The following is a 20865-nucleotide window of genomic DNA, read 5'->3' on the forward strand; positions in this document are numbered from 1 at the left end:
TATGGGACACGTGACGGCTCGCATACCTCTCGCGGCTGGTCCACGGAGCGGAATGATCCCTAGACTTGGGCATATGCCGACTCCCACCATCCGCAACGCCCGTGCCGCCGCCCTCCCCGCCAAGCTCTCCCGCTCCTGGCTGCTCGTGAATGCCTCCCGCAGCGATCTCTTCGAGGACGCCCAGCGGTCCGAGGCGGATTCCGTCATCTTCGACATGGAGGCCGCCGTTCCCCAGGAGCGCAAGGACGACGCCCGGGCCAACGTCGTCGCCGCCCTCGACGGCAGCTCGGGCATGACGGCATGGGTGCGCGTGAACGGCACGGAGACCTCGGAGTGGGAGACGGACCTCGCCGCGCTGAATGGGCTCCCCGGGCTCCGCGGGATCATGCTGCCCAACACGGAGCGGCCCGATCAGGTGACGTGGACGGCGATGAAGGCGGGCGCGGGCGTGCCTGTGCTCGCCCTCATCGAGACCGCCGTCGGCATGGAGAACGCCACCCGCGTCGCCGAGGCCCCGGGCACCTTCCGCCTGGCCCTCGGCACGAACGACTTCAGGAAGGACACGGGCGTGGCGGACGACCCGATCGCCCTGGCCTATGCGCGCTCGCGCCTCGTCATCGCCTCTCGCGTGGGCGGCCTGCCGGGCGCCATCGACGGCCCCTCCCCGGCGGGGGCTTCGAAGGCGCGGGTGCTCGAGGACTGCGCCTGGACGATGAAGATGGGCATGGCGGGCAAGCTCTCGCTGCGCTCGGAGATGGCGCCGGTCATCAATGAGGCGCTCGCCCCGTCCGAGGACGACCGGAAGTGGGCGCGCGAGCTGCTCAAGGACGCGGAGACCGGCGAGATCACGGACGGCTCCTACCTGCCCCGCCTGGCGCGCGCGAAGAAGATCGCCGCACTCTCCGACTCCTACGGCCTCTGGAACGCCTGAGCCTCCCTGCCACCCGTGTCTCACTTCACATCGCTTTTCCCGCGATTCTTCGACGTGAAGTGAGACATGGGTGATCGCCTGTGGAGCATGGAACGCAGGTCTGCGAACAGCGCGGACCTGTGGGTGCGGCGCGTGACCCGGAGGTACTCCCAGCCTGCAGCGCGGAAGTCCGCTTCCCGCCGGATGTCGTGTTCCCACTGCTGCGGATCCGTGCGGTGGTGGTCGCCCTCGTACTCCAGCGCGATCTGCGCCCTGCGGTAGGAGAGGTCCGGGTGGTAGGCCATGCCGTTCGCCCTCACCTCCGCATTCACCTCCGGCTCCGGCAGCCCGGCTGCGACGATCTCGAGCCTGAGCCGGGTCTCCTGCGGCGATGCGACCCCGTCCCGTGCCCGGCGGAGGGCTCTGCTGAGCCGCCGGCAGCCTGGAAAGCGCGACCACTCCGCAGCCGCAGCCTCAAGCTCTGCGACGGTGCTCACCGCAGCTCCGTGCCAGGGCCCGCAGAGGCCCTCGAGAAGAGTCAGGAGCTCCTCGTCCGTGAGAAGCGCGCACATCTGACGCAGCGCCTCCGGTGCCTCCACGAGGCTGACGCCCCACTCCGTGCAGGTCTCCGTCTCCTTGGGCCGATGTCCGATGCACCCCTCACGCCTCACGTGTGAGACAGGGCTCGTGACGTGCAGGAGAGGCTCCGCGGTGAAGCGGCGGGGCAGCACCCAGCCTCGAAGTTCCGCCGCAGAGGCGTGGGAGACCACGGCTTCCGGCATGCGCAGCTGCAGCGCCTCCGCCCTCTCCCGGACACTGAGCCACCGTTCGTCCGCCCAGGAGGGGACGTGGAGGGTCTGCGTGCGCTCCGGATGCCGGCGGACCCCGCGGATGACCGCCTCGAGACCCCGCGCATTCGAGAGCTGATAGGGAGGCAGCCCGTACTCCGCCAGGTTCCCGGCGTGGAGGAGCACCGGTGCCTGCACCAGGCGAGTGCGCCGAGTCTGCGTGCGCAGCAGAGGAGCAGGCACGGCGGGAGACGCAGGCGCGGGGGCAGCGGGCGCAGGCGCGGCAGCAGGCGCGGCAGCAGGCGCAAGGGTGGCAGGCGCGGAAGCAACAGCGGACTCAGCGGTTGAGGCTGCGCTCCCGGAAGACGGAGAGGAACGGCCCATTCCCGGACGGTAGACCGAATCCGTGCGGCGCGGAGGCGGGCCTGCGAATCTGTGGATACCACGGGAAGCGATACACAGGCGGAGGAACGCACCCCGGCAGCTCCCTGCTGCCCATGTCTCACTTCACGTCGAAGATTCACGGAAATGGCGACGTGAAGTGAGACATGGGCGGGAGGCCGCTGCACAGCGGCTGCGGGCGGGCGGCACGCGCAGCGCAGCGGCCGTGCGCGAGAGGTGCCGCGCGCCGCTAGCCCACCAGTCCGCTCACCGTCTCCACGATCTGGACTCCGGCGAGGAAGGTGAAGAGCAGCAGGCAGAGGACCAGCATCGCGTTCGACAGCGGTCCACTGCGCAGCTGCGCGTCCATGCTCTTCCGATTCAGGAGGATGAGCAGCAGGATCGCGAGCACGGGCAGGATGAGAGAGCTGATCGAGGCGTAGATCAGCACCAGGCTCACCGGCTTGTCCGTGCCCATGAACAGGAGGGTGCCGAACGTCAGCCAGGCGAGCGCGATCCGGAACTCCGGTCCGTTCGCCCGCATGTCCGCGCTCGGCGCGTCCTGGCGGGGGTAGGTGCGGATGACGCGGAGGCAGTCGCCCGTGACGTAGGCGATGCCCTGGAAGCCGCCCAGCAGGCTGGAGTACGTGACGGCGAAGAACGAGAGCAGGAAGAGCACGTGCACGAAGCCGCCCAGCTGCTCGCCCAGCAGGGTGCCGATGTCGAACACCGCCTCGTTGCTTTCGATGGTGTGCCCCTGGCCGAACAGCCAGAAGGCGCCCACCGCGGTCATGGCGATCGCGAAGATCGCCACCAGGGAGTAGCTGAAGCCGAGGTCCGTGCGGATGACGCTCTTCCACGCCGGACCGCGCCAGCGCTTCTCCCGCACGAAGTAGGTGTAGGCCATGATCCCCGTCGCGCCGCCCACGCCGCCGATCAGCGAGAGCACGGTGATGAGGGATCCCTGCGGGAAGATCGGGACGACGGTCTCCACCGCAGTCTGCTGCGCGTCCGGGTCCACTGCGGAGCCCACCGCCATGAAGACGATTCCGAAGAACATGAGGATGGCGAAGCCCACCATCGCCTTCTCCACGATGCCGTACCTGCCCACGAGCAGCAGCACCACGGCGGAGCCCAGCACCACCACGAAGGTGGGCCAGAACGGCAGCCCGGGGAAGATCGCCTGGACGATGCGCGTGGTGATCGAGGCGACGCCCGCTCCGAAGAACAGGCCCACCATCACCTCCGCGATGAGGAGCACGACGGGGAAGAGGCGGCCGCCCACGTCCGTGGCGTGGGAGAGGAACGAGCGGTCGGCGCTCAGCTGCAGCCGGGCGATCGCCTCGGAGAGCGCGTACTTGAGCAGCAGACCCACGACGAACACCCAGATGAGCGCGAGGCCGTACTCGGCACCCGAGTTGAGCGTCGTGACCATGTCCGAGGCGCCCACGCTCGCGAGCGCCAGCACGATCCCCGGACCCAGCATCCGCAGATGGCCGCGCCTGCTCGCCGGCGGCCGCGGCTCGGTGACGCTCGTGCCCGCACCGGCCTCGGGCCTCTCCCCCGCCATCGGCTCAGTCCTCCGTGAGGTTGACGGCGGCCACGTGCGAGGCGTCGGCGGCAGCGGCCACGGTCTGGACGACCTCGGCCGTCACCGCGGAGTCCACCGCGAGCACGGACAGCGCCTCGCCGCCCTCGCCCGCACGCGAGACCTGCATGCCGGCGATGTTGATCTGGTTGCGGCCCAGGGCCTGGCCGAACACGCCGATCACGCCGGGACGGTCCACGTACTGGAAGATCAGCAGGTGGTCCGTGAGGGGGATCTCGAGCTCGAAGCCGTTGACCTCGATGAGCTTCTGGATCTGCTTGGGGCCCGTGAGCGTGCCGGAGACGGACACCCGCGCACCGGTCGAGGTCGATGCGGTGAGTGTGATGACGTTGCGGAAGCCGTCGGCCTGCTCGGAGGTGACGAGTTCTGCGGTGATGCCGCGCTCCTCGGCCAGCACCGGGGCGTTGACGTAGGACACCGGCGTGGAGACGTGGTCGCGGAAGAGCCCCTTGAGCGCGGAGAGCTTGAGCGCGGCGACGTCCTTGGACGCGATCTCGCCCTTGACCGCCACCTCGAGGTGGGTGACGGAGTCCGCGAGCGCGCCCACGATGCGGCCGAGGCGCTCCACCATCGGGATACCCGGGCGCACGTCCTCGTCGATGCGGCCGCCGGCCACGTTCACGGCGTCCGGCACGAGCTCGCCGGCGAGCGCCAGGCGGACGGACTTCGCGACGGCGATGCCGGCCTTCTCCTGCGCCTCGTCCGTCGACGCGCCCAGGTGCGGAGTGACGTTGACGGCGTCGAGCTCCATGAGCGGGCCGTGCTCCGGCGGCTCCTGGCTCCACACGTCGATGCCCGCGCCGCCCACGCGGCCGGAGGCCACGGCCTCGGCGAGCGCATCCTCGTCGATGATGCCGCCGCGCGCCACGTTCACCACGCGCACGCCGGGCTTCATCTTCGCGAACTGCTCCGCGCCGATCATGCCCACCGTCTCCGGGGTCTTGGGCATGTGGACCGTGAGGAAGTCCGCGGTCTCCACCAGTTCGTCGAGGCTCAGCACCGTCACGCCCATCTGCGCGGCGCGGGAGGCGGAGATGTAGGGGTCGTAGCCCACGATCCTCATGCCGAAGGACTTGGCACGTTCCGCCACGAGCCCGCCGATCCGGCCGAGGCCGATGATGCCCAGGGTCTTCTCGTACAGCTCCACACCGGTGAGGCGCTTGCGCTCCCAGCGGCCGTCCTTGAGCGAGGAGTTGCCCGTTCCCAGGAAGCGGGCGGACGCGAGCAGGTGAGCCATCGTGAGCTCCGCGGCGGAGATGATGTTGGACGTGGGCGCATTCACGACCATGACGCCTGCCTTCGTCGCGGCGGAGACGTCCACGTTGTCCAGGCCCACACCGGCACGGGCGACGATCTTGAGTGCGGGAGCGGCGGCGATGGCCTCCGCATCGATCTGGGTGGCGGAGCGGACCAGCACGGCGTCCGCGTCCGCGAGTGCGGCGATGAGCGCGGGACGGTCCGTCCCGTCGACCTGGCGCACATCGAAGTCCGGACCCAGCGCCTCCACGGTGGCCGGCGAGAGGTTCTCAGCGAGAATCACAACGGGTTTGGGCACAGTTCTCCTCCTCAAGGAGCGTCGATGCGGAATCCCCCAAGCCTACGGTGCCGCCCGCGGCCGGCGGTGGAGGGGATCACATCGTGAGCCGGATCATCGTCCCGGGGGATGATGACCGGCGGGCATGCGCGCACTACCGTGGTGCCCATGACCTCTCCTCCCGCCTCCTCCGCAGGTGCCCGCGGCCCGGGTCCCGCAGCGCCTGCGGGTGCCGCCTCCTCGGGCGCCGGAGGAGCGCGTGCGGAGGGCGCGGCACCCGTCCGGCCCCCGGAGACGGCAGGCGCGTCCGCGGAGCTGTCCGGCGCCTTCACCCGGTTCCGCCGGTTCTTCGCCCGCCGTCCGTGGATCGCGGACACCCTGGTGTGGGCGCTGCCGCTCATATTCGTGAGCGTGCTCTCCTCCTCGCAGCAAGGCTTCCTGTACACGGACAGCGCGATGCCCGTGCAGGTGGCCGTGGCGCTCTCCTTCCTCATGGCCGCGCCGCTGGCCCTGCGCCGGGCCGCACCGCTGCTGAGCTCGCTCCTCATCGCCGGGGCCTGTCTGCTCACGGTGCTCACCATGACGGGCCCCTCGCTGTCCGTCTTCGCCGTCCCGCTCACCATCTACTCGACGACCAAGTGGGGCACCGCCGCCCACGGGAAGATCGTGCTCGCGCTGGGGTTCGTGGGCTCGCTGCTCATGGGGCTGAGCATCTACCTCGCCCTGCTGCAGGGCACGGTGGGGCCGGACGCCAGTCCCCTCGAACCGTCGACCTACGCGGTCATCGCCATCTACTCCGGGTTCTGCGCCGCCGTGGTGCTGAGCGCCTGGCTGCTGGGCGGGGTCGCATATCGCCGCCGCCGGGAGATCGAGGGCATCCGGGAGCGCAACCGGCTGCTGGAGCAGGAGCGGGCGGCCGAGGCCCGGCTCGCGGCCGATGCCGAGCGCATGCGGATCGCCCGTGAGATGCACGACGTCATCGCCCACTCCCTGTCCGTCGTCATCGTCCAGGCCGACGGCGGACGATACGTCGCGAAGACGAACCCGGAGGCCGCCGCAGAGGTGCTGGCCACCATCGCGGAGACCGGTCGGAGCGCCCTCGCACAGACCCGCTCGCTGCTGGGGGTGCTCCGCGCAGAGTCCGGCGAGGAGCGTGAGGCCAAGCCGCTGCCCGGTCTCACGGAGGTCCCCGCCCTCCTCGCCGACATCCGCTCCGCGGGCCTCGACGTGCGGCTGCGGGGCGAGGAGGTCCTCACCCGCGGCTCCGGGCTGACGGAGCCGGTGCAGCTCGCCGTCTACCGGATCGTCCAGGAGTCGCTCACCAACGTCCTCAAGCACGCCGGCGCGAGCGCACAGGCGACCGTGGAGCTCGCCGAGGGCGAGGGAGCCTTCACGGTCAGCGTGGTCAACACCGGGCTCCAGGGCCTGCCCTCCGCCGAGGCCGGAGCCGGGATGTGGGCGGGCGCAGGCACGCGGGAAGGCACGGACGACGGCGCCGCGGGCCGCCGCGCAGGCCGGCGCCGGCGCGCTGCGGACCACGAGGCGCTGGCGCGGACGGGCGGGGGCAACGGCATCATCGGCATGCGGGAGCGGGCGCAGCTGCACGGCGGCGAGCTCGAGGCCGGACCGGTCTGGGGAGCCGACGGGACGGCGAACGGCTTCCGGGTCACGGCGCGGTTCCCGGTCGGAGCTCCCGCGGCGCTCCGGCCGAACGGCTCCGGCGGTGCGGCGGAGGACGCGAGACCCGCGACCCCGACAACGTCCGAGGCACCAGCGGCTGCGGCGGGGGCCGGGCACACCGCGGCCGCGCGGGCGGCAGAGTCGCCGCGCGGTGCCCCGGGGACCGGCGCACCCGCGGACGGGACCGGGCAGAATGGGACTCCGCACGGTGGGCCTGCCGGCGCCGACGTGCAGGACGGCAGCACCCCGAGGGACGAGACGAGGAGAGCGCACGCGTGAGCGACACACAGCTGAGGGTCATGCTCGTGGACGATCAGGCCCTGGTCCGGGCGGGCTTCGCCATGGTCATCGATTCCCAGCCGGACATGAGCGTGGTGGGACAGGCCGGGGACGGTGAGGAAGCGCTCGCGCTCGCAGCGGAGCTGCACCCGGACGTGGTGCTCATGGACGTGCGCATGCCCCGCGTCGACGGCATCCAGGCCACCGTCCGCCTCCACGCGCTCGCGGACTCCGGCACGCTGCCTGCACCGCGGATCATCGTCCTCACCACCTTCGACACGGACGAGTACGCGCTGGAGGCGCTCCGCGCCGGGGCCGCGGGCTTCCTCCTCAAGGACGCGCAGCCGGAGGTGCTGCTCGAGTCGATCCGCACCGTGGTGGACGGCGGCGCCGTCATCGCCCCGACCACCACCCGGCGGCTGCTGGACACGGTGTTCGCCCGCGGCGGGTCCCCCGGCCCGGAGCATCCCGCCGCCGCACAGGGCGGCAGTGCGGGGCCCGGCCACGGGACCGGGGAGGGCTCCGAGGCCGGATCCGCTGCTCCCGGCGGAGGTCACGGCGCCGCCGCAGCCCCTGCCGCGCGCACGCCGTCCCCGGAGCAGACGCGGCTGCTGGAATCCCTCACCCCGCGGGAGCTCGAGGTGCTCCGGCTGGTGGCGCGCGGCATGAGCAACGCGGAGATCGTCGAGGAGCTGTACCTCGCCGCGCCCACCGTGAAGACCCACGTGAGCCGCATCCTCATGAAGCTCGGCGCGCGCGACCGCGTGCAGGCAGTGGTCTTCGCCTACGAGGCGGGACTCGTCGCACCGCAGGACTGAGGACCTGTCCGCGGCCCTCCGGGCTGCCTCACCTCATCCCCCGGTATGACACCCCGGCGGACGAGGCCGGAGGCCGGGTGTCCTGCATCACCGCGAAGACCATCCCCGAGGCCGATTCGCCCTCTCCGCGGCGGCGGTTGACTGGCAGGCATGAACACTCATCCCCGTCACTCAGCGACGCACACCCCCGCCGCCCAGGCCCCGCCCACGGATCGTCCGCAGCAGCCGGGCCGCCCGCGGCCGGCCATCCGCGCCGCCGCCCTCACCAAGACCTACGGCATGGGCGACGCGCAGGTCCGGCCGCTGAACAGCCTCTCGCTCGACATCGCCGCCGGCCGCTTCACCGCGATCATGGGCCCCTCGGGCTCCGGGAAGTCGACGCTGCTCAACATGCTCGCCGGGCTGGACACCCCGGACTCCGGCGAGGTGACGATCGGAGACACCCAGCTCTCCGGCCTCGGCGACGCCGCCCTCACCCGGGTGCGCAGGGACCGGATCGGCTTCGTGTTCCAGGCCTTCAACCTCGTGCCCGCGATGACGGCGGAGGAGAACATCCTGCTCCCCTCCCAGCTGGCAGGGCGGAAGGTCGACCGTGCCTGGTTCGCCCGGATCGTGGAGCTGCTGGGGCTCCGCGACCGCCTCCGGCACCGGCCGCACGAGCTCTCCGGCGGCCAGCAGCAGCGTGTCGCCGTGGCCCGCGCACTCGTCACCCGGCCGGACCTCATCGTCGCGGACGAACCCACCGGCAACCTCGACTCCGCCTCCGGGGACGAGGTGCTGGGGCTGCTGCGCGCCTCGGTCGACGAGTTCGGCCAGACCGTCGTCATGGTCACCCACGACGCTCAGGCGGCCGCCCGCGCGGACCGGGTGGTCCTGCTGGCGGACGGACGTCTGGCCGGCGAGCTCCACAGCCCCACGCCCGAGGCCGTGGCACAGGCGCTCATGCACATCACCACGAGCGCCCACCGGGCGGCGGAGACGCGTGCAGGAGGCGCTCGATGATCCGCATCGCGCTCGCCAATCTGCGCAGCGCCTCGGGCAGGCTGCTGTCCGCGGGCATCGCGGTGACCGTCTCCGTGGCCTTCATCGTCGCCGCGTTCCTGTTCTCGACCGCCTTCGGGGACACCCTGGGCAACCAGGTCCGCCAGCAGTGGGCCGGTGCCGATGTCGCGGTGCTCGAGGCGGATCGGGAGGCCGCGGCGATGCCCGCGGCCGAGGACACCGCGCTCACCCAGGAGCTCACCGACGAGGTGGGCGCCGTGCCCGGCGTGTCCGAGGCGGTCCTGGAGCGCTCCGGCTACCTCCAGGTGGCCAGCGGCGACACCGAGGTCTCCGGTGTGGTGACGAATCTCCCCACCGCACTGGAGGAACGGCTCAGCGCAGGGCGCCTGCCCGCTGCCGCGGACGAGGTCGCCCTGCCCGCCGGTGATGCCGAGGTGCTGGGGCTCGGACCGGGCGACACCCTGCGCCTGGCCGATCCCGACCCCGCTGCCACGGACGCCGCGGACGATGCGGACAGCTACACCGTCACCGGCCTGCTGGAGGGCAGCTCCCCCTTCGCCACCACGCTCTACCTCACGGACGCGGGACTCGACACGGCACCGGCGGAGGTGTTCCCCACCGCCGTGCGCGTGGCCGCGGACCCCGGCACGGATCCGGCCGCGCTCGCCGCGGACGTCCAGACCGCGCTCGACTCCGCCGGCGGGGGCTTCACGGCCGTGACCGTCGAACAGCACGTCGAGGCGCAGCTCAGGGAGATGTCCGGGCAGGCGGACATGCTCGCGACCATCGGCCTGGGCTTCGGCCTGCTCGCCGCCGGGGTCGCCGCCCTCGTCATCTCGAACACCTTCCAGGTGCTCGTGGCCTCCCGCGCCCGAGTGCTCGCCCTCTACCGGGCCGTCGGCGCCACGCGCACACAGCTGCGCGGGGCCACACTGCTCGAGGGCGCGGCACTCGGACTGCTCGGCTCCGCCGCCGGCGTGGGCGCGGGCCTGCTGCTCGGCTGGGGGCTCACCGCCCTCGCCCGCGCGCTCTGGATGCCCGAGTTCGCCCAGATCGCCCCCGGGCCCGCCGCCCTGCTCGTGGGTCCCGCGGTGGGAGTGCTCGTGACGATGGCGGCAGCGCTCGCACCGGCGCGCCGCGCCACCCGCGTCTCCCCCATCGAGGCGCTGCGGCCGGCCGACGTCCGACCCGCGCAGTCGCGCTTCCCCTGGGTGCGGACGATCGCGGGCGCCGTGCTCGGGCTCGGCGGAGCGGCGCTGTGTCTGGCGGGAGCCTTCGGCCTCGGCGTGCCGGTCGCGATCGTGGGCTGCTTCGCCCTCTTCCTCGCCGTCCTCCTCGCCGCCCGCGCCGTGGTGCCGCCGCTCATCGGTCTGCTCGCGACGGGCCTCAGCGTGCTCACGCGGCGCTCGAAGACCGTGCTGCTGGCGGGGCGCTCCGCCCGGGAAGCCGTCGGCCGGACCTCCTCGACGACGGCGGCGCTGCTGATCGGCGTCACCCTCGTGAGCGCCGTGGTGGTGGGCTCCGCCTCCGTGCAGCGCTCCGTGGAGCTGGAGACCTCCCGCGAGTACCCCGTCGACCTCGTCATCGACGGAGCGGGATCCGAGATCCAGGCGCTCCTGGCGGACTCCCCCGTCACCGAGGCCGTCGAGACGGTGCCCGCCGCGCGGGCCGAGGTCTCCCTCGACTCCTCCGTCGCGGGCGACCCGGCCGGTCCTCTCACCGGCGAGCTCACCGTGCTCACCGCCGCCGAGGCCGCCGCACCGAACGCCTCCGGTGCGGTGCTGCGCAGCGGAGGCTACGAGGTGGAGCCCGGCACCCTGCTGCTGAGCCAGCAGGAGGTGGGCGGTCAGGGGCCCACTGCGGACTACGAGAACGCTCCGGTCACGGTGACGGTGGGCGGGAAGGAGCTCGAGCTGAAGCTCGACGCCTCTCTCGCCGCGCCCGCCGGCACCGCGCTCCTCTCCGCCGAGGACGCCCGCGCCCTCGGCATCGGTGCCTCCGGCAGCGCCTCCGCCCCGGCCGGCGGAGCCCAGACCTGGGTGCGCACGGCCGAGGACGCGACGATGCCGCAGCTCGAGATGCTCACCGCACAGCTGGGTGCCGAGGGCTACGCGGTGGATCCGCATGCCGCCGCCGAGCGCGCCCAGTACGCCCAGGCGTTCCAGGTCGCCCTCGCCGTGGTGCTCGGCCTGCTCGCCGCCGCCGTCGTCATCGCGGTGATCGGCGTGAGCAACACGCTCACCCTGGCCGTCATCGACCGCCGGCGGGAGGGAGCACTGCTGCGCGCCTTGGGCTTCAGCCGCGGTGCTCTGGCCCGGATGATCACGGTCGAGGCCCTCCTCATGGCCGTCGTGGCGCTCGTGGTGGGCCTGGGACTGGGCATCTTCTACGGCTGGGTCGGCACCGCCGCCCTCCTCGGGGACGCGGCCTCTCCCGTGCTGGACGCCGCCCCGGGCCAGCTGGCGCTCATCGCGGCGGTCGCACTGCTGGCTGCCGTGCTGGCCTCGGCGGTGCCGGCACGGACCATGTCCCGCATCCCGCCCGCCGAGGGCATGAGCGAGGAGTGAGCCGACCGCCTCGGGGCAGTACCGGCCCCCGTCCGCCCAGGACGGGGGCCTTCTGCTCAGCCCTCCTGTGCGCGCTCCACGAGCCACGGCGCCGGCGCCCAGTACTCACCGTGGATCCGTGAGAACTCCTCCAGGCGGGAGACCACCTGCGCCCAGCCCTGCTGCGCGGCCCAGTGCATGGGACCGCCGCGGTAGGCGGGGAAGCCGTAGCCGTGCACCCACACGACGTCGAGGTCGCCGGGGCGCTGGGCGATGCCGTCGCTGAGCACCTTGGCGCCCTCGTTGACGAGCGCGAGGAGGCAGCGCTCCACGATCTCCTCGTCCGTGACCTCACGGCGGGTGACACCGGCGGCCTCGGCACACTGCTCGATGATCTCCAGCACTGCCGGATCCTCGTGACGGGTGCGGTCGCCCTCTTCGTAGCGGTAGTAGCCGGCCCCCGTCTTCTGCCCGTAGCGGCCGGCCTCGAAGAGCTTGGTGGGGATCTCCGAGAACGCCTGCATCTGCACCGGCGTGGCAGTGGCGCGGAACGTCCGCCGGCCGGCCTCGCCCACGTCCAGTCCCGCGAGGTCGCCCACCGCGAACGGTCCCATCGCGAACCCGAATGCCTCCATGGCGGCATCCACCTGGGCGGGCGTGGCGCCCTGCTCCAGCAGCTGCTCGGCCTCGCGCTTGTACGGGGAGAGCATGCGGTTGCCGATGAAGCCCTCACCCACCTGGGAGAGCACCGGCTGCTTGCCGATGCGGCCGGCGAGCGCCATCGCGGTGGCGAGCACGTCCGCGGCGGTCTCCCGACCCTGGACGACCTCGAGCAGCCGCATGATGTTGGCGGGGCTGAAGAAGTGGAGGCCGATCACGTCCTGCGGGCGCCGGGTGGCCGCGGCGATCTCGTCGACGTCCAGCCGCGAGGTGTTGGTCGCGAGCACCGCCCCCTGCTTCACGATCCCGTCCAGCTGCGCGAAGACGTCCTTCTTCACGTCCATGTCCTCGAACACCGCCTCGATGACGATGTCCACCGGCGCAAGCTCCTCCAGGCCGGTGGTGAGCGAGATCCGGGCGATCGCGGCCTCGGCGGCCTCCTCGCTGATCCGCCCGCGCGCGGCCTGCGAGCGGTAGGTGGAGTCGACGCGGTCCCGTGCCCGCTCCAGCGCCTCCGGGGTGGTGTCCACGACCGTGACGGGAATGCCCGCGCTCGCCAGTGCCATCGCGATGCCGGAGCCCATGGTGCCGGAACCCACCACGCCCGCGGTCTCGATCTGCCGGACAGGGGTGCCCGTGGGCACACTGTCGATCTTCGCGGCGGTGCGCTCGGCGAAGAAGAGATGGCGCAGCGCCTTGGACTCCGGGCCCTCGACGAGGACCGTGAACAGCTCGCGCTCGCGGTCCAGGCCGGCCTCCAGCGGCAGGGTCAGCGAGGCCTCGACGGCGTCGACGGCCGCGAGCTGGGCCGTGCCGTTGCGACGGTTGCGCCCGGCCTTGGCGCGGGCGGCGGCGAGGTCCAGTCCCGTCGCGTCCGGCGCGGGCACGGCGTCGAGGGAGGGGTGCGCAGCGGCACCCTGTGACTCCGTTCCCTGGGCCTCGGCCTCCTGCACCCGTGCCCGCACGAAGGCGATCCCGGCCTCTGCCGGGTCGCCGGTGAAGACCGCGTCCACGATGCCCCGCGCGTGGGCCTCGGCGGCGTCCAGACGCGCACCGGCGAGGATGAGGTCAAGCGCAGGTGCGGCGCCGATGAGGCGCGGCAGGCGCTGCGTGCCGCCACCGCCCGGGATGAGGCCGAGCGTGGTCTCCGAGAGGCCTATCGAGGAGCCCTCCGCGGCGATCCGGTAGTTCGCGCCCAGTGCGAGCTCGAGGCCCCCGCCCAGGGCGAAGCCGTGGATCGCAGCGATGGTGGGCACGGGCAGGGAGGTCAGCTGAGCCAGCACCGCGCGCAGACCGGGCTCCGCGGAGGCGGCCGGCGTGTTGAACTGCCGGACGTCCGCCCCGCCGCAGAACCCGCTTCCGGTGCCCGTGAGCACCACGCCGGCGACCTCGGCGTCCGCCGCGATGGCCGTGAGCGCTCCGGCGAGGCCCGCCCGGACCGTGTCCGCCAGCCCGTTGACGGGAGGGTTCGCGATCTCCACGACCGCGATCCCGCCCTCCTTCCGCCAGGTCACCGTCTCCGAGGTGTGCGTGCTCATGCGAGTCCTTCCTTCCGCCGGATCGCCGTCCGCGCGGTGTGTATGAGCGCAGCGGTGCGCATGCCGTGTCTTCCTGCCGGAAGCCGTGGGGATGATGTCAGAAGTCGTTGGGCGCGTAGGGCGCGCGCTCCAGGGCGAACAGCGAGCGGGCGCAGGTCGCCGCGCCCGGCGTGCGCTCCGTGATGCGCCCGGCGCGGGCCAGCACCACGGGATCGGCCCCGCCCAGGAAGAGCGAGCCCAGCTCGGAGACGTCCAGCAGCAGATCCGCGTCCTGCGCCTGCTTCCCCGCCGGATCGTCGCTGAGCTTCTCCACGCGGCCATCGCCGGGCTCCGCACTGCGGGCGCCGGTGCCTGCGGACTCGATCCGGTAGACGCCCGCGGCGAACCCCATGTCGTCCGTGACGGCGAGCGTGAGCGTGCCCGGCACGGTGTAGGGGCGCGCCTCCAGGGCCTTGACCGGATCGAGGATGCGCAGCCACATCCCGTCCTCCTGCGCCGTGATGGTGACCCGGCGCGGGTCCGCGAGCAGCCACGGCAGCGGGGACTCCTGCGCGGCATAGCCGAACCGCACGCGCTCCACGAGGTCCACCGCGCCCAGGAAGGCCCAGAGCGAGGAGTAGGCGGCGTCGGAGACCGCCACGAAGTCCATGACGTCGATGGTCGTGGGCTTCACGTCCCAGCCGGCGAAGCGATAGGAGACGTATCCGTCCGGCACGCCCGCCTCGTCGTAGTGGACGGCGGCGCGGATGCCCCGGTCCTTGTCCCCCGTGTCCCGGTCGAGATCGCCGGCCGCCACGTCCACGTAGGTGCGCTGACGTCCCGTGGCGCCGGGCGAGACCTTCTGGAACCGCTCGTAGAGGGAGGGACCGAGTTCGCGGAGCACCTGCGGATCCACCATCTCGAGGCGGCGGTCCGGCTCCACCGCGAGCTGGAAGCCGGGGCTCGTGTCCAGCTCGATCTCGTTGTACCAGGTGGCCGGGCCGAACCCGAAGCGCCGGTAGATGGAGCCCTCCGTGGCGGTGAGCGCGGCGAAGGGGTAGCCCTCGCTGTGGGCGCGCACGAGGTTGGCGGTCATCATGGACCGGAGCAGGCCTCGGCGGCGGTGGGTGGGGCGGACGGTCACCCAGGTGATGAGGTGGGCCGGCACGAGGCGGCCGCCGCCCACGTGGACGGTCTTCTCGAAGTGCGCGAACGTCGCGACGGGGATGGAGGCGTCCAGCGCGTGCTGCGGGGTCTTGTCCGCGTAGACCGCGGTGAAGACGCGCCCGTCCGCACGAGAGCGCTCCACCCGCCGCTTCACCTGCTCCGGTTCGTCGCGTTTGCCGTGGAATCCGGCGGTGACGGCCTGGAGGTAGGCCGCCGTGCGCGCTTCCGGCGCATCGTCGCTGAAGGTGGGCTCGAATGTCTCAAAGCGGTACTCAGTCACCGTCCGAGCCTATAGCAGGACGTGAGGCGCGTCTCGTTCCGCGGACCCGCAGCGTGGTGCGCGTGCCCCCTGAGTGCAGGTGCCATCTGCCCCTGAATGCAAGTTACGTCTGCGTAGCGGCCGTGGTGAGCGGCCGGTACGCAGACGTAACTCAGGAGGTGGCGGGTGCGGGACGCTCCCGCGCCTCACCGGAGGCAGACGGGACTCAGCGAGCGGCAGTGCCCTCGGTGTAGTCGTCGTCGGTCTCCTTGAGCCACGCGAACATCTTGCGCAGCTCGCGGCCGGTGGCCTCGATGGGGTGCGTCTCCTCCTTGGCGCGGAGCTCCTTGAACTCCGGAGCGCCCGCGGCCTGATCGTCCATGAAGCGCTTGGCGAACGCGCCGTTCTGGATGTCCGCGAGGACGGCCTGCATGTTCTCCTTGACCTCCGGCGTGATGACGCGGGGGCCGGAGACGTAGTCGCCGTACTCGGCGGTGTCGGAGCAGGACCAGCGCTGCTTGGCGATGCCGCCCTCCACCATGAGGTCGACGATGAGCTTGAGCTCGTGGAGCACCTCGAAGTAGGCGATCTCCGGCTGGTAGCCGGCCTCGGTCAGGGTCTCGAAGCCGTACTGCACGAGGTGCGAGACACCGCCGCAGAGGACCGCCTGCTCGCCGAAGAGGTCCGTCTCCGTCTCCTCGGTGAAGGTGGTCTTGATGCCGCCGGCGCGCAGGCCGCCGATCGCCTTGGCGTAGGACAGTGCGGTCTGCCATGCGCTGCCGGAGGCGTCCACCTCGACGGCGACGAGGACCGGCACGCCGCGGCCGTCGACGTACTCGCGGCGCACCACGTGGCCGGGGCCCTTGGGCGCGACCATGAAGACGTCGACGCCCTCGGGAGCCGTGATGTAGCCGTAGCGGATGTTGAAGCCGTGGATGAAGACGAGGGACTTGCCCTCGCTCAGCTGGTCCTTGATCTCGTTGTTGAAGATCTCGGCCTGCACCTGGTCCGGAGCGGCGATGGTGATGACGTCGGCCCATGCGGCGACCTCGGCGGGCGTGCCCACCTCGAGGCCCTCCGCGGCGGCCTTGTCGCGGCTCTTGGAGTCCGCCTTGAGGCCGATGCGGACCTCGGCGCCGGAATCGCGCAGGCTCAGCGAGTGGGCCAGGCCCTGCGAGCCGTAGCCGATGACGGCGACCTTCTTGCCCTGGATGACGGACAGGTCTGCGTCGTCGTCGTAGAAGCGCTCTGCTGCCATGGGGTTACTCCTTCTCACGGGGTGGGATGCGTATATCCGCATCCCAGGATAGTACGGGTGCGCGGGCACCCTCTCAGAATCTCACGGTGCGGACGATGCGCCTGACTTCCCGCAGACGCCCGTCCGGTGCCCTCCCCGCGCACACGCGCCGCGCGCACCGGGAGGGCGAGGGCTCAGCGGCCGGCGCGGTCCGTCATGGACTTGGAGCCGCGGCCGATGGCCAGCGTGCCGGACTGCACGATCTCCTTGATGCCGAAGGGCTCGAGGACGCGGTGCAGGGCATCGACCTTGTCCTGCTCACCGGTGGCCTCGACGCTCACGGCGTCGACGGCGACATCGATGATGCGCGCGCCGAACATCTCCACGACGGAGGCCACCTGCACACGGGCCGCGGCGTCCGCCCGGACCTTGAAGATCATGTGTGCGCGGCGGACGGAGCTCTCCGGTTCGAGCTCGACGATCTTGATGACGTTGATGAGCTTGTTGAGCTGCTTCGTCACCTGCTCGAGCGGCGTGTCGTCCACATCGACCACGACGGTGATGCGGGACAGGCCCTCGAGCTCCGTGGTTCCCACGGCAAGGGAGTGGATGTTGAAGCCCCTGCGGGCGATGAGGCCGGTGAAGCGGGTGAGCACACCCGGCTTGTCCTCGACCAGGACCGAGAGCGTGTGGCGGCTCATCAGATCTCACCTTCCTCGGCCTCGGAGGAGAAGTCCGGGCGGATGTCACGGGCGTACTGGATCTGGTCGTTGCTCACGCCGGCGGCCACCATGGGCCAGACCATGGCGTCCGCGGGGACCGTGAAGTCGAGGACGACGGGGCGGTCGTTGACCGCGAGCGCCTGCTCGATCGCGGCGTCGACGTCCTCGTTGCGATCCACCCGCAGGCCGAAGCAGCCGTAGGCGTCGGCGAGCTTGACGAAATCGGGCACGCGGACCGTCTCGTGGCCGGTGTTGAGGTCCGAGTGCGAGTAGCGGCCGTCGTAGAACAGCGTCTGCCACTGGCGCACCATGCCCAGCGAGGAGTTGTTGATGATGGCGACCTTGATGGGGATGCCGCTGATGACGCAGGTGGCGAGCTCCTGGTTGGTCATCTGGAAGCAGCCGTCGCCGTCGATGGCCCAGACCACACGGTCGGGCTGGCCCTTCTTCGCACCCATCGCCGCGGGCACGGCGTAGCCCATGGTGCCGAGCCCGCCGGAGTTCAGCCAGGAGTGGGGGCGCTCGTACTGCACGAACTGCGCCGCCCACATCTGGTGCTGGCCCACGCCGGCGGCGTAGACGCCCTCGGGACCGGTGAGCGCGGAGATGCGCTCGATGACGTACTGCGGATCGCACAGACCCGTGTCCGTGCGCTCGTAGCCCAGCGGGTAGGAGGCCTTCCAGCCGTCGATGAGCTTCCACCAGGCCGCGCGCCCGTCCTCCAGCGAGGAGGCGAAGGAGTTCTTCAGCTCGTCCAGCAGCGCGGAGAGCACCTCACGGGCATCGCCCACGATCGGCACGTCCGCCGTGCGGTTCTTGCCGATCTCCGCCGGGTCGATGTCCGCGTGGATCACCTTGGCGTGCGGCGCGAACGTGGACAGGTCTCCGGTCACGCGGTCGTCGAAGCGGGAGCCCACCGCGATGAGCACGTCCGCCTTCTGGATGGCGGCCACCGCCGGCACCGTGCCGTGCATGCCGGGCATGCCCAGGTGCTGGGGATGGGAGTCCGGGAAGGCACCGCGCGCCATGAGGGTGGTGGTGACGGGGATGCCCGAGGCCTCCGCCAGTGCCAGGAGCTCCGCGTGCGCGCCTGAGCGGACGATGCCGCCGCCGGCGTAGATGACAGGCCGCTTCGAACTCGCGATGAGAGCGGCCGCCTCGCGGATCTGCTTGGCGTGCGGGCGGTTGACGGGACGGTAGCCGGGCAGCTCCACGTCGTCCTCCCACACGAATTCCAGCTGCGCGGCCTGCGCGTCCTTCGTGATGTCCACCAGCACGGGGCCGGGGCGGCCGGTGCTGGCGATGTGGAAGGCGGCGCGGAGGGCGCGCGGGATGTCCTCGGCCTGCGTGACCAGGAAGGAGTGCTTGGTGACGGGCATGGTCATGCCGACGATGTCCGCCTCCTGGAAGGCGTCCGTGCCCAGGAGCGCCGAGGACTGCTGACCGGTGATCGCGAGCACGGGGACGGAGTCCATGTGCGCATCCGCGAGCGGGGTCACGAGGTTGGTGGCACCGGGACCGGAGGTCGCCATGCAGACGCCCACCCGGCCGGTCGCCGCCGCGTAGCCGGTGGCCGCGTGGCCCGCGCCCTGCTCATGGCGGACGAGGACGTGGTCGATCTGCTCGGAGTCGAGCAGCGGGTCGTAGGTGGGCAGGATCGTGCCGCCGGGCAGGCCGAAGACCGTGTCGACGCCCAGCCTCTCGAGTGTGCGGATGACCGCCTGCGCCCCGGTGATGACCTCACTGCGGGGTGCGGATGCGCGGCGCGCCGTGCCGGGATGCGGCACGGAGGCGGGCGTGGGGGATTCGGCGCGCGCTGTGCGCGCCGGTGCTGGACCTGCCACGGGTAGCTCCTTATTGCTGGCCTCGAAGATCTTCTGTCCTCCGCCGCCCGCGCCGGGATGGGCCCGGACGGCGGAGGATGCCCCGCTCCTCGCTCGGCATCGATCCGCGCTCCTCACGGAGTGCGCACCGTCCGCCTCGCACAAAAAAACGCCCTTCCTGGTGGAAAGGGCGCGCGGGACGTCGTCAGAGCGTCAGCTGCGGGTCTCCGCGCGCTGGGTAATGACGACGAGAAGGAAGTTCATGACAGGAATGTTACATGCGCCTCGCACCGTTCCCAACTCGCGACCTCTCCCGTCTCACTTCATGGGATTCATGTCTGCCGGCCAGTGAGACGGGACGGGCGTCCGCCGACGGCCCGTACCCTGGGAGCGATGAATGAGCTCCTCTCCGTCCCGCAGCGCACGCTCCTCGCCTGCGCGCACTTCGATGCGCACGAGTGCCGCTCCTGCACGCTCCTCCCGGTGGCCACGGAGGACCGCCTCACGCGGGTGCAGGCCGAGGTCGCCGCCCTCCTCGACCCCTACGCGGACGTCCGGTCGGCAGACCGCACCGCGGCGAGCGGCACTCCGGCGGTCCACGCAACGGCGAGCGGCTCGTACTGGGGAGCGCCGGTGCGGAGTCCGCTGGCCGGCTTCCGGAACAAGGCGAAGATGGTGGTGAGCGGAACGGCCGAGGCACCCGTCCTGGGCATCCTCGACGAGGACGGTGCAGGCGTGGACCTCAGCGACTGCCCCCTGTACCCCGCTCCCGTCCACGCCGCTCTGGCCGCGCTGCCCGGGCTCATCCGCCGCGCGCAGGTGCCCCCGTACTCCGTGAGCCGCCGCCGAGGCCAGCTCAAGCACGTGCTGGTGACGGCCTCGGACGCGGGTGAGCTCATGGTCCGCTTCGTGCTGCGGGACGCCACACCCGTGGCGCGGATCCGCGAGCACATCGGCCTGCTCACCGAGGCGGTGCCGGGAGTCCGTGTGGTGACGGCGAACCTCCAGCCCGAGCACTCCGCGGTCCTCGAGGGGCCGGAGGAGGTGCACATCTGGGGTGAGGACGCGCTCACGGTGCGGCAGGGGCGGATCCCGCTGCGCGTGCGGCCGCAGTCGTTCCTGCAGACGAACACCGCCGTCGCCTCGCAGCTGTACGTGCAGGCCGCGGAGTGGGCGGATGCCGCCGAGGCCGCGTTCCGGGCCGAGGCCGCCGTCCGGGCGGACGACGACGGGTTCCCGGCCGGTGGTGGTGAGCTCCGGACCGAGAGTGACCGGGCCGAGGGCAGCGGGCTCCGGGCCGGCGGCGACGAGGAGGAGTTCGTCGTATGGGACCTGTTCTGCGGGGTGGGCGGCTTCGCGCTGCACTGCGCGCGGCCGCGTGAGGAGCACAGCTCCAGGAGGGTGATCGGTGTCGAGGTCTCCGCGGAGGCGATCGCGTCCGCACAGGCCACTGCCGCACAGCTCGGGCTCGAGGCGGAGTTCCATGCCGCGGACGCAACGACGTTCGCGAGCGGCGCGGGCACTGGGGCCGGGACCGCCGCGTCCGCCTCGGGCCCGCCCCTCCCCCGCCCCGACCTGCTCATCGTCAACCCGCCGCGCCGCGGCCTCGGGCGCGGGCTCGCGGAGTGGGTGCAGGACTCCGGCATCCGCGAGGTCATCTACTCCAGCTGCAGTCCGCGCACGCTCGCCCGCGATCTGGCTTCCATGCCGGCATACCGGGTGACCGCCGCGCGGCTGCTGGACATGTTCCCGCACACGGCGCATTCGGAGGTCGTCGTCCGCCTCCGGCGCACAGCGGGCTGAACGGCTCTGGACAGCTGAGAGGTCCGGGGGCCTGAGCAGGCCCGGTGGCCTCGGCAGGCTCCGGTGGACAGAGCAGGCCGGCTGCGAAGCCGGCCGAGCACGCCGACCGGGTCAGTCATGCCGGCCGAGC

The 20865-nt window shown here is 71.9% G+C and carries 14 protein-coding genes; 6 read left to right on the forward strand and 8 right to left on the reverse strand.

Annotation, left to right across the window (positions count from 1 at the left end; all coding sequences use genetic code 11):
* Nucleotides 1-73: 73 nt before the first annotated feature.
* On the forward strand, nt 74-931 hold the full coding sequence (locus tag ABD240_RS14165) for an HpcH/HpaI aldolase/citrate lyase family protein (RefSeq protein ID WP_344337945.1): 858 nt from the start codon (nt 74-76) through the stop codon (nt 929-931).
* Between the two features lie 20 nt (nt 932-951).
* Here the strand turns inward: ABD240_RS14165 and ABD240_RS14170 are convergent, their stop codons facing one another.
* From ABD240_RS14170 to serA, 3 genes are all read right to left on the reverse strand, one after another.
* Nucleotides 952-1941, reverse strand: coding sequence for a hypothetical protein (locus tag ABD240_RS14170; protein ID WP_344337947.1), 990 nt, complete (start codon nt 1939-1941; stop codon nt 952-954).
* Nucleotides 1942-2329: 388 nt separating this feature from the next.
* A complete protein-coding gene (locus tag ABD240_RS14175; RefSeq protein WP_344337949.1) occupies nt 2330-3649 on the reverse strand; it encodes an Nramp family divalent metal transporter in 1320 nt (439 codons plus the stop codon).
* A gap of 4 nt (nt 3650-3653) precedes the next feature.
* On the reverse strand, nt 3654-5243 hold the full coding sequence (gene serA / locus ABD240_RS14180) for a phosphoglycerate dehydrogenase (RefSeq protein WP_291794225.1): 1590 nt from the start codon (nt 5241-5243) through the stop codon (nt 3654-3656).
* Nucleotides 5244-5390: 147 nt separating this feature from the next.
* On the opposite strand from serA, the gene ABD240_RS14185 reads away from it, so the two are divergent.
* The 4 genes from ABD240_RS14185 (at nt 5391) to ABD240_RS14200 (ending at nt 11568) form a co-directional block, all read left to right on the forward strand.
* Nucleotides 5391-7181 (forward strand): sensor histidine kinase, encoded by a 1791-nt coding sequence (locus tag ABD240_RS14185; protein WP_344337952.1) that lies wholly within the window; start codon nt 5391-5393, stop codon nt 7179-7181.
* Nucleotides 7178-7999 carry a response regulator gene (locus ABD240_RS14190; protein WP_425547028.1) on the forward strand — a complete coding sequence of 274 codons (822 nt, stop codon included), beginning with the start codon at nt 7178-7180 and terminating at the stop codon, nt 7997-7999. The genes ABD240_RS14185 and ABD240_RS14190 overlap by 4 nt, the downstream gene beginning before the upstream one ends.
* Nucleotides 8000-8149: 150 nt before the next feature.
* Nucleotides 8150-9001 (forward strand): ABC transporter ATP-binding protein, encoded by an 852-nt coding sequence (locus tag ABD240_RS14195; RefSeq protein ID WP_425547029.1) that lies wholly within the window; start codon nt 8150-8152, stop codon nt 8999-9001.
* Nucleotides 8998-11568, forward strand: a complete 2571-nt coding sequence (locus ABD240_RS14200) for an FtsX-like permease family protein (RefSeq protein ID WP_344337954.1) — start codon at nt 8998-9000, stop codon at nt 11566-11568. Before ABD240_RS14195 ends, ABD240_RS14200 begins: the two co-directional genes overlap by 4 nt.
* Nucleotides 11569-11624: 56 nt before the next feature.
* Here ABD240_RS14200 and ABD240_RS14205 read toward each other — a convergent pair whose 3' ends face one another.
* The 5 genes from ABD240_RS14205 to ABD240_RS14225 all read right to left on the reverse strand — a co-directional run bounded on the left by ABD240_RS14205 (nt 11625) and on the right by ABD240_RS14225 (nt 18953).
* Nucleotides 11625-13745: a 3-hydroxyacyl-CoA dehydrogenase NAD-binding domain-containing protein gene (locus ABD240_RS14205; protein ID WP_344337956.1), complete on the reverse strand. Its 2121-nt coding sequence runs from the start codon at nt 13743-13745 to the stop codon at nt 11625-11627.
* Nucleotides 13746-13842: 97 nt separating this feature from the next.
* Nucleotides 13843-15171 carry a GNAT family N-acetyltransferase gene (locus tag ABD240_RS14210; protein ID WP_344337958.1) on the reverse strand — a complete coding sequence of 443 codons (1329 nt, stop codon included), beginning with the start codon at nt 15169-15171 and terminating at the stop codon, nt 13843-13845.
* A 205-nt stretch (nt 15172-15376) separates the two neighbouring features.
* Entirely contained in the window at nt 15377-16408 is a 1032-nt protein-coding gene (gene ilvC, locus ABD240_RS14215; protein ID WP_344337960.1) for a ketol-acid reductoisomerase, read from the reverse strand.
* A gap of 173 nt (nt 16409-16581) precedes the next feature.
* Nucleotides 16582-17088: an acetolactate synthase small subunit gene (gene ilvN / locus ABD240_RS14220; RefSeq protein WP_291794235.1), complete on the reverse strand. Its 507-nt coding sequence runs from the start codon at nt 17086-17088 to the stop codon at nt 16582-16584.
* Nucleotides 17088-18953: an acetolactate synthase large subunit gene (locus ABD240_RS14225; protein ID WP_425547030.1), complete on the reverse strand. Its 1866-nt coding sequence runs from the start codon at nt 18951-18953 to the stop codon at nt 17088-17090. Before ABD240_RS14225 ends, ilvN begins: the two co-directional genes overlap by 1 nt.
* A 372-nt stretch (nt 18954-19325) precedes the next feature.
* Between ABD240_RS14225 and ABD240_RS14230 the strand changes: the two genes are divergently transcribed.
* A complete protein-coding gene (locus ABD240_RS14230) occupies nt 19326-20735 on the forward strand; it encodes a methyltransferase domain-containing protein (protein WP_344337962.1) in 1410 nt (469 codons plus the stop codon).
* Nucleotides 20736-20865 lie beyond the last annotated feature (130 nt).

Source organism: Brevibacterium salitolerans, from assembly GCF_039531405.1.
GTDB lineage: Bacteria > Actinomycetota > Actinomycetes > Actinomycetales > Brevibacteriaceae > Brevibacterium > Brevibacterium salitolerans.

What these genes read in the sequence shown, in the direction of transcription:
- ABD240_RS14205 (WP_344337956.1), bottom strand. Translation starts at nt 13,745, where the DNA reads ATGAGCACGCACACCTCGGAGACGGTGACCTGGCGGAAGGAGGGCGGG.
- ilvN (WP_291794235.1), bottom strand. Translation starts at nt 17,088, where the DNA reads ATGAGCCGCCACACGCTCTCGGTCCTGGTCGAGGACAAGCCGGGTGTG.
- ABD240_RS14195 (WP_425547029.1), top strand. Translation starts at nt 8,150, where the DNA reads ATGAACACTCATCCCCGTCACTCAGCGACGCACACCCCCGCCGCCCAG.
- ABD240_RS14200 (WP_344337954.1), top strand. Translation starts at nt 8,998, where the DNA reads ATGATCCGCATCGCGCTCGCCAATCTGCGCAGCGCCTCGGGCAGGCTG.
- ABD240_RS14175 (WP_344337949.1), bottom strand. Translation starts at nt 3,649, where the DNA reads ATGGCGGGGGAGAGGCCCGAGGCCGGTGCGGGCACGAGCGTCACCGAG.
- ilvC (WP_344337960.1), bottom strand. Translation starts at nt 16,408, where the DNA reads ATGGCAGCAGAGCGCTTCTACGACGACGACGCAGACCTGTCCGTCATC.
- ABD240_RS14185 (WP_344337952.1), top strand. Translation starts at nt 5,391, where the DNA reads ATGACCTCTCCTCCCGCCTCCTCCGCAGGTGCCCGCGGCCCGGGTCCC.
- ABD240_RS14165 (WP_344337945.1), top strand. Translation starts at nt 74, where the DNA reads ATGCCGACTCCCACCATCCGCAACGCCCGTGCCGCCGCCCTCCCCGCC.
- ABD240_RS14230 (WP_344337962.1), top strand. Translation starts at nt 19,326, where the DNA reads ATGAATGAGCTCCTCTCCGTCCCGCAGCGCACGCTCCTCGCCTGCGCG.